The following is a 13,240-nucleotide window of genomic DNA, read 5'->3' as shown; positions in this document are numbered from 1 at the left end:
GTGAGCACCCCTTCAGATACCCGTGACCAGCGCCAGGTGCGTCGCAATAAGCGCGCAGAACTTCTGCAGGCCGGGGTTCCGGCCTATCCGCACCAGGTGCCTCGCACGCATACCCTGGAATACATTCGCGACCACTACAGCGACTTGGAAGCCGGTGCCGAAACCGGCCAGATCGTCTCGGTCGCCGGTCGCGTCGTCTTCCAGCGCAACTCCGGCAAGCTGTGCTTTGCGGCGTTGCAGGAAGGCGGATCCGACGGATCCGGTGTGCGCCTGCAAGTGATGCTCTCCCAGGCTCGGGTCGGTGCAGAAGCGCTCGCCGACTATAAGCACCTGGTCGATCTGGGCGATCACCTCGCGGTAACCGGTGAGATCATCTCCTCTCGCCGCGGGGAACTGTCGATCATGGTTGACACCTGGCAGATGGCCTCGAAGGCACTGAACCCTCTGCCGGTACTCTTCGCCGACCTGAACGAAGAGACCCGAGTCCGCCAGCGTTACGCGGATCTGATCGTGCGCCCCGAAGCCCGCGAAATGGTGCACAAACGGGCGGCGATTACCCGCGCGGTGCGCCGCACGCTTGAAGATGCCGACTACACCGAGATCGAAACGCCCATCTTGCAACTGGTCCACGGTGGCGCCCAAGCTCGCCCCTTCGAAACCCATCTGAACGCTTTTGATCAAAACATGACCCTGCGCATCGCCACCGAGCTCTACCTCAAGCGTGCTGTGGTCGGTGGTATCGATCGGGTTTTTGAGATCGGAAAGGTCTTCCGCAACGAAGGTGTCGACTCGACCCACTCCCCGGAATTCACCACCGTCGAGGCCTATGAGGCCTACTCCGATATGTACGGGATGGCCGAACGGATTAAGACCATTATCCTGCGTGCCGTGGACGCCGTCGGTCTGGGCCACCACATCGAGACCCCACGTGGTACTGCCGATCTGTCAGGCGACTGGAACTGGATCGAGGTCTACCCCGGCCTGTCTGAGGCCGTCGGTCAGCAGATCACCCCCGATACCGATGTGGCGACCTTGCGTGAGATCGCCGAAAAACACCAGGTCTCCATCGATGAGAAGTGGGACGCGGAGAAGCTGGTGATTGAACTCTTCGGTGAGATCGTCGAACCCACACTGATCAATCCCACCTTCGTCTATCACTACCCGCCCTCGGCCCAACCACTGGCCTCCCCCCACCCGGAAGAGCCCCGCGTTATCGAAGCATGGGACCTGATTATCGGCGGGACCGAGATCGGCACGGCCTTTTCGGAGCTGATCGACCCGGTGATTCAGCGCGAACGCTTGACCGCCCAATCCTTGGCAGCTGCAGCCGGTGATGAAGAAGCCATGCAACTGGACGAGGATTTCCTGCGCGCCTTGGAATATGGTGCGCCCCCCATGGGTGGCTTGGGTATGGGCATTGATCGATTGGTCATGTTACTGACCGGTGCGGGAATTCGAGAGACAATTTTGTTCCCTCTGCTGAAACCTGAGGCCTAAAAATGGAAACTTTCTGGGAGTATTTCTCAGTTCTGGCCCCGTCGATCGGGGTGGGGCTGATTTTTTGGCTCATCATGCATTCATTATTTCGTGGCGACGCCAAGGAACGCTCTGCCAAAGCGCGCGCTGAAGAAGAAGAGGCCCAGGAGTGGGCACGTGGTAAGGCTGAGAAATCCGATACCGGGCAGAACTGAGCCAGTCTTCGTCACGCCTGTCCTGGGAACGATATTCCATGTGAATCCGGTGAAATATTAGACATAAATTACTTTTCAAGGTTTATCCAGAGCAATAACTGCTCTAGACTTATTCTCAACAGCTGTCAAACACCATTTACGGCGAATTGAGGATACAAATGGCACGCAAAACCGAAGTTGTTTTGATCGATGATTTAGATGGTTCACCGGCCGATGAGACCTTAATCTTCGGATTTGACGGTCGCCATTATCAAATTGATCTGTCGAAAGAGAATGCCGACGCTTTCCGAAAATTGCTGAAGCCCTATATCCGCAAAGCGGAATCGATTGCGCCGCCGGCTCCTAGAAATGAAGCAGCAAAAATTCGGGAATGGGCCAGAAAGAACGGTTATAACGTCTCCCGTCGTGGTCGCCTGCATCGGGATATTGAAGAAGCCTACCGGAACGCGCATAAACGTTAGGTTCCCCCACACGCGAACAGCCATCAACGAACTGGTTATTGGACAGTAGGATCGAGAGCAATAGTCAGCAAGGAGATGTGCACATGTTTGAGAGATTCACCGACCGCGCCCGGCGTGTGGTTGTGCTCGCACAAGAAGAAGCGCGGATGCTCAACCACAGCTACATCGGCACCGAGCATATTTTGCTGGGTCTGATCCATGAGGGCGACGGCGTCGCCGCCAAGGCCCTGGAATCGATGAGCATTTCCCTGGGCGCAGTGCGCGAACAAGTTCAAGAAATCATCGGCCAGGGGCAGCAAGCCCCTCCGGGACATATTCCCTTTACTCCCCGTGCCAAGAAAGTCCTGGAACTGTCTTTGCGTGAGGCCTTGCAGCTGGGGCATAACTACATCGGCACCGAGCACATTCTGCTGGGTCTGATCCGCGAGGGTGAAGGCGTGGCAGCCCAGGTACTGGTCAAGCTCGGTGCAGATCTGAACCGCGTACGCCAAACGGTGATCCAGTTGCTGTCCGGTTACCAGGAAGGTGGCCAAGGAAAAGAAGCCCAAGGCGTTGGTGTTGCCGGCCCCGGTGGCGGATCCGACGGATCCCCGTCCGGCTCGGTGGTGCTGGACCAGTTTGGTCGGAACCTGACCGCTGCTGCTCGCGAATCTCAGTTGGATCCGGTCATCGGTCGTGCCCACGAGATGGAGCGCGTCATGCAGGTCCTTTCACGGCGCACCAAGAATAACCCGGTCCTGATCGGTGAGCCCGGCGTTGGTAAGACCGCCGTGGTTGAGGGACTGGCCCAAGCCATTGTGCGTGGCGATGTACCTGAGAGTCTGACCGACAAGCAGCTCTACACCCTGGACTTGGGCTCACTGGTTGCCGGCTCCCGCTACCGTGGTGATTTCGAAGAGCGGCTGAAGAAGGTCCTGAAAGAAATTCGCACTCGCGGTGACATCATCCTGTTTATCGATGAGATCCACACGCTGGTCGGCGCCGGTGCCGCTGAAGGTGCCATTGACGCAGCTTCCATCTTGAAGCCCATGTTGGCTCGTGGTGAGTTGCAGACGATCGGTGCGACCACCTTGGATGAGTACCGCAAGCACATTGAAAAAGACGCTGCTCTGGAACGTCGTTTCCAGCCGATCCAGGTGGACGAGCCATCGGTCGCAGATTCCGTAGAGATCCTGCGTGGTCTGCGCGACCGCTACGAGGCACACCACAAGGTCTCCATCACCGAAGATGCGTTGCAAGCAGCTGCTACTTTGGCCGATCGCTATATTTCCGATCGCTTCCTGCCGGATAAGGCGATCGATCTGATCGATGAAGCCGGTGCCCGGTTGCGCATTCAACGGATGTCGACTCCTGACGAGATTAAAGAATTCGACGCCAAGATTGCAGAAGTCCGCAAGGAGAAAGAAGCCGCCATTGACGGCCAGGACTTCGAAGGTGCTGCCAGCCTGCGCGATAAAGAACAGAAATTGCAACAGGAGCGCAATGAGCGCGAGGATCAGTGGCGCAAGGAAGCAACCGACGGTATTGCCGAAGTCGATGAAGATCTGATCGCCGAGGTTCTGGCGAAATCCACCGGTATCCCGGTCTTCAAGCTCACCGAGTCCGAAACCGACCGGTTGCGCAATATGGAAGCCGAATTGCACAAGCGCGTCATTGGCCAAGACGAAGCGGTCAAGTCGCTATCTCGGGCGATCCGTCGCACCCGTGCCGGCCTGAAGGACCCCAACCGTCCGTCCGGTTCGTTTATCTTCGCCGGACCTACCGGGGTGGGTAAGACCGAGCTGGCCAAGGCCCTGGCCGAATTCCTTTTCGGTGACCAGGACTCGCTGGTTACTCTGGATATGTCGGAGTTCCAAGAAAAGCACACCGTGTCTCGCTTGTTCGGCGCCCCTCCGGGATATGTCGGTTACGAAGAAGGTGGCCAACTCACCGAAAAGGTTCGTCGCAAGCCGTTCTCCGTGGTGCTGTTTGACGAGGTGGAAAAGGCCCACGCCGACCTATTCAACTCGTTGTTGCAGATTCTGGAAGATGGTCGTCTGACCGACTCCCAGGGCCGGGTCGTGGACTTCAAGAACACCGTGATTATCATGACCACCAACTTGGGTACTCGCGATATCTCCAAGGGTGTGATGACCGGTTTCCAATCCGCCTCCGATACCACTACCGGTTACGAACGGATGAAGGGCAAAGTCCAGGAAGAACTGCGTCAGCAATTCCGTCCCGAGTTCCTCAACCGCGTTGACGACGTCATCGTCTTCCCACAGCTGTCCAAGGACGAGATCGTGCAGATCGTGGACCTGTTTGTAGACCGGCTCCAGGCCCGTTTGCTCGAGCAGAACCTTTCGGTCGAGCTCGATCAAGCAGCCAAGAACCTGTTGGCCGATCGTGGCTACGATCCCGCGATGGGTGCTCGTCCATTGCGTCGTACCGTGCAACAGTTGGTGGAAGATCAACTCTCCGAAAAGATCTTGTTCGGTGATATTCCGGCCGGATCCAAGATCATGATCTCTACCACCGGCGAAGGAGATGACGCAGAATTGACCTTCACCCCGGTGGAGGGAGATTCGGAGTTGGACGCCGCTCCCGAGCGGGAAGCTCTCGAAGCCTAAGCACTAAGGCCGTCACCGCACTCGGTGGCGGCCTTAGTGCTTCCGGTAGGCATTGCGTCGAGGGGATGGATCGGGATCCAGCCACGGCGCTGGAACAAACCACACTCCGTGCTCGTCGATGCGGTCGATCGTCCACTTCTTGGTATGTACATCCACGTGGTGGGCGCTACACAGTAGCACCGCATTATTGATGTCTGTCTGCCCGCCGTTCTCCCACTCGACAATATGGTGAATCTGGCACCAGGCCGCAGGCATAGTGCACCCCGGGGCGGCGCAACCTTGGTCTCGGGCGATGAGAGCGCGATGCTGTGCCCCAGAGAATTCTCGTTTCTCGCGTCCTAAGTCCAACACTTCATTTTCTGCTCCCAGAACATGCGGGATGATTCCGGCATCACACACAGCCGCCCTGAGTCTTTGTGGGTGGACGGTGCCGATGAATTGTCCTTCGGAGCGGAATTTGTGGCCCTTCGGGGTGGTTGGAGTTCCTCGGTGGGTGGTGTAGAAGGCGTCTAAAGAAGATCGTCGCTGGTCGTCATCGAGCTGATATCGATGCGCCAGTTGGTGAGAGAACGTCTCGTAGTCCATCGTGATGTGGACCTTGGTGGCTTGGCCTCGCGTGTGGGGAAGTCCGGTCTTGTTTTTGCCCAGCGCAATTCCCGCCAGCAAGACGCCGAAGAGAGCATCAAAGCTACGCTGAGCCCGCGCTCGAGTATCGAAAAGAGCCTGTTCGGAATAGAGCCGCTCACGGTGTTGCTCGTCAATGCTGACGATGGTCGAAGGGTCCAACTCCGGGAAGTTTGCCTTGAGCGCTGTCAGAATAGGGTTCTCAGGTGCCTCAGTACCGGTGGTACCGACCTTAGTTTTCATCACCGCGAAGTTATTCGCCGCATGGTCGATGGTGGCCAGCAGCTCGGCATAGTGCCCGTAAGCAGTGCCACCGAAATCGACACCGCCATCATGACGAGGTTTAACCCAGAACTGATCGGTGCCTCGTTGGGGCTCCAGCACTTCTTCCGGTGCCGGTCCATCTTGGTCGAGAAAGAAGCACAGCTTGGGTTTCCAATCCTTACAGGTTTTGGCGAAGTCATTGACCGACATCTGACTCGCCTGATCAGTCAAAATCGGAATCGCTTCTTCGAGAACCTTCTCCACCAGCGTGGTTGGAGTTGACGTTTGGGCGCCGTAGCGACGAATCTCTTTGATCAGGCGAATGAGTCGATCCATGCTAGCGGTGGGGAGTTTTCCGGAGCGAAAAGCGTCACCAAGGGCGGGGAACTCCACTTTTGGAGCCGGGCCCCCGGAAATAGGTGGGGCTGGTGGGCTCAGATACTTGGAACGCTCGATATGTTGCTGAGCATCGGCGGACCCAACCCCGGTGCGATCGGTGAGGTATTTTTTCTCATTCTTAAACCCGCGAGCAGTGCGGGGAATCCCTAAAACAGCCTGTTGTTCCTCCGCCGTGGCCGTCGCGCGGGTGGTGAATCCAGTCAAGAGCGCATGAACATGATCCAGGCTTCTGGCGACCTGCTGTGTGGTGTGGTGCAAGGTCGGCAAGGAATCATGCATATTGGCCGGTGGAATGAGCGTGGTCGGTGTTTTCTCAGCAGCCAGATGGGAATTCCATTCCGCATAGCCATGATCTTCGCGCCATCTGGCCAACTGGTCATAGGCGTCAGGAGCTTGGAAATCTGTTGCCAATTCAGTCATGACGAGTTTGACCAGCTCAGCCTTCTGTCCAAAGGTGGCAGCGCGCAACTGATCGAGATCGACGAAGCTCAGATCCGGTGTCGGCATGGCCACCTCCTCGGTTCGTTCGACGATGGATCTGCGGGTGTCATCCGCAGCGCTGATCGATTGCTTTCTAGACTATCGAAACTGTGTTCTATTACGTGGTGCAGATGCCAACTGTGGATGAGAAGATGACATCGAGCTGGTGATCCGCTGTGAATCCACAGTCCACGTCTCGACATTGACCGATGAGCTCGTTAACGTGAGAGATATGACGACAAATCAAACCGCACATGGTGAAACTCAAATCCAGGTCAGCCGTATTATTGATGCACCGAATAAGGAAATTTTCCAGGTGCTGACTCTGCCGGATAATCACGCTCGTATTGATGGCACCAGCATCGTCGTCTCCGAAGATAAGACCGACCGAATTCAGCAGGTCGGCGATGTGTTCCGCATGAACATGACTGGCGATCACATGGGTGGTGACTATAAAACTGATAACCACGTGGTGGCCTACGACGAAAACCAGCTACTAGGCTGGAAGACCGCTCCGGCAGGAACCGAGCCTCCAGGTTGGCAGTGGATCTACGAGCTCGAGCCACTCGACTCAGATCAGACCCGCGTGACGCTAACCTACGACTGGTCGCAGGTCACCGACCAGGACCTGCTGGCCAAGAACTTGTTCCCGCTGTTCACTGAGGAACAGCTCGAGGGCTCGCTGAATAATCTGGCCGCGATCGTCGGGCCAGAATCCGAGTAAAGAAACTCCTTGATACACGACGGCGCCCGGTGCCTGCTGGCCTGGGTGCCGTGCTGTGTGTTGCGGGCTAGAACTCCGAGGTGATCGAGTGGCCTTTGGTGGCGGAGTCTGAGCCCCGATATGATCGGTGTTCAATGGCCTGGTGGTAGTAGCCCATGAGCTGTTCGGCCAACACCGGCCAGGACCGCTTGCGGACGGAATCCTGGGCGGCATGGCCGAAGTAGGCGCGCTTCGTGTCGTCGAACAGCAGATCGTAGGCGTAATCGCGCAGCTGGTTCAGATCGCCCGGGGTGTACAGCCACCCGGTGTGGCCCGGTGTGATCAGATCGACCGGTCCGCCAGCGCGGGGAGCGATGGCTGGTAGTCCCGAGGCCATGGCTTCCTGGATGGTCTGGCAGAAGGTCTCCAGCTCGCCGGGGTGAATGAATAGATCGGCGGTGGCCAGCAGTTCACCCAGTTCCTTTCCGGATTTGAAACCCGGGAAGTAGGCGTTGGGCATCAGCTTCCGCAACGTGGACTTTTCCGGACCATCGCCGACGACAACCAGCTTCACGTTTGGCATATCGTGGATGATCTTCAGGTCCTCGACCTGCTTCTCCGGGGCCAGACGGCCGATGTAGATCACAATGCGCTGGTCCGGATCGTCCCCGGTGAGCTTGGCTCGCAACTTCGGCTTGGCTAGATCGGGGGAGAAATTGGAGAAATCCACACCGCGACGCCAAAGGTTCAAGCGCTGGAAGCCGTGGTCGTCGAGCTGCTTCAGCGTGGCAGTGGAGGGGGCCAGGGTCAGATCAGCGCGGTTGTGCAGATCGCGCAACACCTGCCAGGCGGTATGTTCCAGCAGGGCCAACCCGTACTTGGCCGTGTAGCCGGGCACGTCGGTCTGGTAGACGGCCACGGTGGGGATATCGAGCTTGTGGGCGGCGATGCCGGCGGTGCGTCCCAGCACGGCGGGGGAGGCCAGGTGGATGACATCTGGGTCGAAGTCCAGGATCCGGCGCTTGAGTTGAGCGACGTTGGTGGTGGCAATGCGTACGCTGGTGTATCCGGCCAGCGGGATCGAGGAGACGTGGCGAATCCGGATCTTTCGGCCGTTGGAGGCCTTCCAAAACTTCTGCGCCCCGCGTTGTTTGGGGGCGATGATCGACAGATCATGGCCGGTGGCCGCGTAGTGATCGGCGACCCTGAGAATTGAATTGGTGACCCCGTTCATCAGGGGCAGAAAGGACTCGGCAACGAACTGAATTCTCATACCTCCCAGGATGACGGGCGCGAACGACCGCGTAGTCACGATGAGGTAGCCCAAGGCTGACGGGTATGTAAATACTCGATGAACCCGGCCGGTCGTTAACCCGATGGACACCTGACAGTTGCTTTGAGATCAACCGGGACTTGATCGTTGGTGACCGGCAGGGGCTTTAATCGTGTGGCACGGCGTGACCGCGCCGGCTGATGAATCGTGAAGAGAGGTCGTCAAACCCGTGAAAATTTCGGTGATTGGCTGTGGCTACCTGGGGGCGGTGCACGCTGCGTGCATGGCCGAGCTGGGCCACGAGGTCGTCGGTATTGATGTGGACGAGCGCCGTATTAATGGCTTTGTCAGTGGGAAGCTTCCGTTCTACGAGCCCGGGCTGAGTGAGCTGATCGCCCGCCAGCTAGGCGACCGTCTGAGCTTTTCGACCGATCCCGCTGAGATCAAGCAGACCGAGGTGCACTTTATTTGCGTGGGCACCCCGCAACTCAGTGCGGGACGGGGCGCGGATTTAAGCTACGTCAATCAGGCGGTGGACACTGTGCTGGAACAAGCCCAGCCCGGTAGCTTGATCGCCGGTAAGTCCACGGTGCCGGTCGGGACCGCCGAGTCGCTGGCCGAGCGGGTAGTGCCGGCTGGATTCGGTCTGGTGTGGAACCCGGAGTTTTTGCGGGAAGGATTCGCCATCCAGGACACGTTGCACCCGGATCGGCTGGTGTACGGGACGATGACGCCCGGAGCCGCAGACACCCTGGATCAGGTGTATGCACAGCTTTTGGAAGACGGCGTGCCGCGGATGATCACCGACGCTACCACCGCGCAACTGGTGAAAGTCGCCGCCAACTCGTTTTTGGCCACCAAAATCTCCTTTATTAACGCCATGGCCGAGATTTGCGACGCCACCGGGGCCAATGTGACCACCCTGGCCGAAGCGCTGGGCCACGATGACCGGATCGGTCGGAAGTTCTTGCGCGCCGGGATCGGGTTTGGTGGAGGCTGTTTGCCCAAGGATCTTCGGGCCTTCCAGGATCGGGCCGAACAGCTCGGATTGGAGGACGCGCTGGGCACCCTGTCGGAAGTGGATGCGGTCAATCAGCGCGCTCGCACCCGGGCGGTGGAGAAACTGGCCGGGGTGCTCAAGCTCAACGGCGCTCGCATCGCGGTGCTGGGTGGGGCCTTCAAGCCCGATAGCGATGATGTGCGGGATTCGCCCGCCGTGGCGGTGGCCCAGCAGCTGATCGATGCCGGGGCGCGGGTGAGTATGTATGACCCCCGGGCCGGGGAGAATTTACGCGTTGCACTACCACAGGCTCGAGTCCTCGATGATCTGGCCTCGTGCCTGGTGGAGGCCGACGCGGTGGCGGTGCTGACCGAATGGAAAGAATTCACCGAGGTGGATCCACGCACGATCGCACGGTCGATGACCGGCCGGATCGTGCTGGACGGCCGCAATGCGCTGGATATGGACGCGTGGACGGCTGCAGGATTCCACTACCTGGGGATGGGCCGCAGCGCTCAGACCCGCGAAAAGACAGCGAAGGAGGTTACCTCGTGACCAAGCCCGTGATTACCGCGGTGATTCCCGCGGCAGGATTGGGAACGCGATTCCTACCGGCCACGAAGGCCTTGCCCAAAGAGATGTTGCCGGTGGTGGATCGTCCCGCGATCCAGCACGTGGTCGAAGAGGCCGTGGATGCTGAACTGACCGACGTGTTGTTTGTGGTGGGTCGCAATAAGGACCCCCTGGTCAATCACTTCGATCGCGTGGCGGAACTCGAGGACACGCTGGAGCGCAAGGGGAAAACCGAGATGCTCGCACAGGTGCAGGCCATTACCGATCTGGCCACCTTCCACTATGTGCGACAGCGTGAACCGGCCGGGCTCGGGGATGCGGTCGCTCAGGCCGCTCACCACGTGCGCGGTGCGTCCTTTGCAGTGTTGCTCGGCGATGACCTGATCGATCAGGGCGGGGCGCTGTTGACCGAAATGTTGCAGGTCCACGAGCAGACCGGCGCCTCGGTGGTGGCGGTCCAGCCGGTTCCGGCCGAGCAGGTCAGCTCCTACGGTGTGATTGCTCCGGCCACGGAGGCTGATCCGTTGCTCACCCGTTATGGGCGGGAAGCACTGTGGGTGGACACCATGGTCGAAAAACCCGCCCCGGAGCAGGCGCCGTCTCAGTTGGCGGTGATTGGTCGGTATGTGCTCTCGCCGAAGGTCTTCGAGGTGCTCAAAGAGACCGGCACCGGTACCGGTGGCGAGATTCAGCTGACCGATGCGCTGGTGACCATGGCCGAGAATCCCGCCGCATACGGAGGAGTGGTCGCCGTGGTGCACCACGGTCGGCGCTATGACACCGGTAATAAGGTGGAATATGCCAAGGCGAACGTGGAATTATCGCTGAAACACCCCCAGTTGGGGCCCGAGTTGCGCGAGTGGTTGGTGGACTACGTGCACCACTTGCAGACACCGGAGGCAGACAGCAACGGTTCAGGAAACTCATAGGACGTTGTGGCGCGAGCCAAGGTGTCAGCGGTAGACAGTGCCGGCAACGGCATGTTTAGCATGGCACTATCCTTGATAACCAATCTTGAGGAGTGATCATGGGACTTGGAGATAAATTGAACGACCTGAAGAACCAACACGGCGATAAGATCAACGACGCTGTCGACAAGGCTCAGGACAAGTTCTTGGGTGACGACAACAACAACGACGACAAGAAGGACGCCAAGAAGAAATAAGTGATCGCGCGTTTCGGAAGCCGGCGAGAGATCTTCTCGTCGGCTTCTTGTTTTAAGCGGTGTTGCGTTGACCACGGCGGCGGCCACGAGCGGGTTAGTGGCTAGCTTCGAGCGCTCGCAGGGTCGAGGGCGCATAACCGGAGCCAAACAGCACCGTGTGAACCAGTAGCGGAACCAGCTGGAAGACCGGGATGAGGTCCTCATCGACCGGAAGATAGTCATAGGACTCCCAGCACTCGGGGCCGAACCCTCCAAATAGCGCCATCATCGCCAGATCTTCCATCGGGTGACCCCAGTGCGCGGACGGATCGATCAACCAGGAATAGCCACGGCTATCCACTACCCGATTTCCAGCCCAGAGATCACCGTGCACTAATACCGGGATGGTGGCCGGGCCCAGACAGTCCTCGGTGATGCTGGTGGCCAACTCGAGTGCTCGATCTGGAAGTAGCCCCGCGGTGACGGCTTTCTGGGTCAGTGGAATCACCCGGCGGGTGATCAACGAGTCGTACAGCGTATCGCTGGCGGTCAAATCCACTGGTTGGTCCCCCAAGAATCCTTGGGGCTGACGGTCCAGACCGCCGAAGTATCCCGGGGCGTCGGCCGCCGAGGTGCGGTGCAGGGTGGCCAGTTCACGACCGAACTGCTTTTCTGGCTCGTCCACCGGTGGCCCGGCCACGGTCGCATCGGTAATGCGGGTGATGGTCAATGAGGTATCGGTCAGCTCGAGGACCTCCGGCACCCGCGCACCGTAGGAGGCGAGTGCGGTGAGTCCGGCAGCTTCACGGGCGAAGAAACCTGCCGGGGCATCCGGACGGGATTTGGTGAAGACCTCGGGGTCTGATGTGCTCATTCGGCACCCTCCCAGATCTCGTCGATGCGGTCCTCGGCCAGCAGTGCGACGAGATGATCGCAGGCATCTTCAATGACGTCATACATGTGCTCGAAGGCATCGCGCCCCTGACCGTAGGGGTCATCGATATCTCCGGGCTGGCGTCGGGCCAGTGTGCCGAGCCGAACCACGCGGTCAGTGTCGGCCAGGGCGTGAATATCGGCGACGTTCATACCGTCCATGGTGAGAATGAGATCGGCACTGGCGACCAGCTCGGCGTTCAGCTGAGTTGCGGTGGTCGCAAACTTGTAGCCACGCTCGGTGCCGACGTCCTGGGTGAGCACGTGTGGTGGCTCGCCGATGTGATAGCCAGCGGTGCCGGCAGACGAGACGGTGACGCCAGCGAGCCCCGCCTTGTCAATCTTGTCGTTCAATACGGCTTCGGCGGCCGGTGAGCGACAAATATTTCCGAGGCAAACGGTCATGATGTGCATGGCACCATCCTAAGACTTGAGGTCTGCCGGGTGGTGAGAGCGATCTTTATACTGGTGTGATGACTGCTGAACTGCGCATTCGCCCGGCCCGGACCTCTGATGTGTCGGCTATTCGTGCCATGGTGACTCCCTTGGCACACCAAAAAATCCTGTTGGATAAAGAGGCGGTGGCCTTCTACGAGGCGATTCAAGAATTCGTGGTCGCCGAAGATGCGAGCGGCACCCTGCTAGGTTTCGGCGCCTTGCACGTGATGTGGGAGGATTTGGCCGAAGTCCGGACTCTGGCCACGGCCCCGGAGGCTCGCGGTCGCGGGGTGGGATCACAGATCCTGGGGCAGCTAATTGAACGCGCCACCCGACTGGGTGTGGACCGGATCTTCTGTTTGACCTTTGAGACGACGTTTTTTGCCTCCCACGGGTTCGAGGTGATGGCGGATCAGAGCACGTTGGATCCGGAGATCTTTGCCGAATTGTTGCGCTCAACTGATGAGGGCGTGGCCGAGTTTCTGGATTTGGCGCGGGTGAAACCCAATACGTTAGGCAATACGCGCATGATACTGCACCTGGACCGCACAAATGATCACGCTCAAGGCTAAAACTGCCGGTGAATACCCGGTAAAAGCTTGTGAGCGTGGAATTAACTTGTTCTACTAAAAAATAAGCGATCGAAAG

At 58.8% G+C, this 13,240-nt stretch carries 13 protein-coding genes; 9 read left to right on the top strand and 4 right to left on the bottom strand.

Annotation, left to right across the window (positions count from 1 at the left end):
- From lysS to DCC27_RS08640, 4 genes are all read left to right on the top strand, one after another.
- Positions 1–1,497 (top strand): lysine--tRNA ligase, encoded by a 1,497-nt coding sequence (gene lysS / locus DCC27_RS08655; RefSeq protein ID WP_110101574.1) that lies wholly within the window; start codon positions 1–3, stop codon positions 1,495–1,497.
- Positions 1,498–1,499: 2 nt separating this feature from the next.
- Positions 1,500–1,691, top strand: coding sequence for a hypothetical protein (locus tag DCC27_RS08650; protein WP_110110544.1), 192 nt, complete (start codon positions 1,500–1,502; stop codon positions 1,689–1,691).
- A 158-nt stretch (positions 1,692–1,849) separates the two neighbouring features.
- Complete coding sequence (locus DCC27_RS08645) at positions 1,850–2,152, top strand: Lsr2 family protein (RefSeq protein WP_110110543.1); 303 nt, start codon at positions 1,850–1,852, stop codon at positions 2,150–2,152.
- An 83-nt stretch (positions 2,153–2,235) separates the two neighbouring features.
- Complete coding sequence (locus DCC27_RS08640; RefSeq protein ID WP_110099957.1) at positions 2,236–4,761, top strand: ATP-dependent Clp protease ATP-binding subunit; 2,526 nt, start codon at positions 2,236–2,238, stop codon at positions 4,759–4,761.
- A gap of 33 nt (positions 4,762–4,794) precedes the next feature.
- On the opposite strand, the gene DCC27_RS08635 is transcribed toward DCC27_RS08640, so the two are convergent.
- Entirely contained in the window at positions 4,795–6,555 is a 1,761-nt protein-coding gene (locus DCC27_RS08635) for an HNH endonuclease signature motif containing protein (RefSeq protein ID WP_110110542.1), read from the bottom strand.
- A 205-nt stretch (positions 6,556–6,760) separates the two neighbouring features.
- Here DCC27_RS08635 and DCC27_RS08630 point away from each other — a divergent pair, with 205 nt between their 5' ends.
- On the top strand, positions 6,761–7,252 hold the full coding sequence (locus DCC27_RS08630) for an SRPBCC family protein (protein WP_110110554.1): 492 nt from the start codon (positions 6,761–6,763) through the stop codon (positions 7,250–7,252).
- A 67-nt stretch (positions 7,253–7,319) separates the two neighbouring features.
- Here the strand turns inward: DCC27_RS08630 and DCC27_RS08625 are convergent, their stop codons facing one another.
- Positions 7,320–8,504, bottom strand: coding sequence for a glycosyltransferase family 1 protein (locus tag DCC27_RS08625; protein ID WP_110110541.1), 1,185 nt, complete (start codon positions 8,502–8,504; stop codon positions 7,320–7,322).
- Positions 8,505–8,733: 229 nt separating this feature from the next.
- Here DCC27_RS08625 and DCC27_RS08620 point away from each other — a divergent pair, with 229 nt between their 5' ends.
- The 3 genes from DCC27_RS08620 to DCC27_RS12230 all read left to right on the top strand — a co-directional run bounded on the left by DCC27_RS08620 (position 8,734) and on the right by DCC27_RS12230 (position 11,242).
- A complete protein-coding gene (locus tag DCC27_RS08620; RefSeq protein WP_110110540.1) occupies positions 8,734–10,059 on the top strand; it encodes a UDP-glucose/GDP-mannose dehydrogenase family protein in 1,326 nt (441 codons plus the stop codon).
- Entirely contained in the window at positions 10,056–11,006 is a 951-nt protein-coding gene (locus DCC27_RS08615) for a UTP--glucose-1-phosphate uridylyltransferase (RefSeq protein WP_110101570.1), read from the top strand. Before DCC27_RS08620 ends, DCC27_RS08615 begins: the two co-directional genes overlap by 4 nt.
- A gap of 98 nt (positions 11,007–11,104) precedes the next feature.
- Positions 11,105–11,242 (top strand): hypothetical protein, encoded by a 138-nt coding sequence (locus tag DCC27_RS12230; protein ID WP_158278402.1) that lies wholly within the window; start codon positions 11,105–11,107, stop codon positions 11,240–11,242.
- Between the two features lie 94 nt (positions 11,243–11,336).
- Here the strand turns inward: DCC27_RS12230 and DCC27_RS08610 are convergent, their stop codons facing one another.
- Both DCC27_RS08610 and DCC27_RS08605 read right to left on the bottom strand, forming a co-directional pair.
- A complete protein-coding gene (locus DCC27_RS08610) occupies positions 11,337–12,095 on the bottom strand; it encodes a fructosamine kinase family protein (protein ID WP_110110539.1) in 759 nt (252 codons plus the stop codon).
- Positions 12,092–12,559, bottom strand: coding sequence for a low molecular weight protein-tyrosine-phosphatase (locus DCC27_RS08605; RefSeq protein ID WP_246840073.1), 468 nt, complete (start codon positions 12,557–12,559; stop codon positions 12,092–12,094). The genes DCC27_RS08610 and DCC27_RS08605 overlap by 4 nt, the downstream gene beginning before the upstream one ends.
- Positions 12,560–12,627: 68 nt before the next feature.
- Between DCC27_RS08605 and DCC27_RS08600 the strand changes: the two genes are divergently transcribed.
- Positions 12,628–13,164, top strand: a complete 537-nt coding sequence (locus tag DCC27_RS08600; RefSeq protein WP_110101567.1) for an amino-acid N-acetyltransferase — start codon at positions 12,628–12,630, stop codon at positions 13,162–13,164.
- The last annotated feature ends 76 nt before the right edge of the window (positions 13,165–13,240 follow it).

The sequence above is a fragment of the Auritidibacter sp. NML130574 genome, from assembly GCF_003185725.2.
Classification (GTDB): domain Bacteria; phylum Actinomycetota; class Actinomycetes; order Actinomycetales; family Micrococcaceae; genus Auritidibacter; species Auritidibacter ignavus.
The sequence above is the reverse complement of the archived record's forward strand: the minus strand, read 5'-3'. Positions and strand labels throughout refer to the sequence as shown.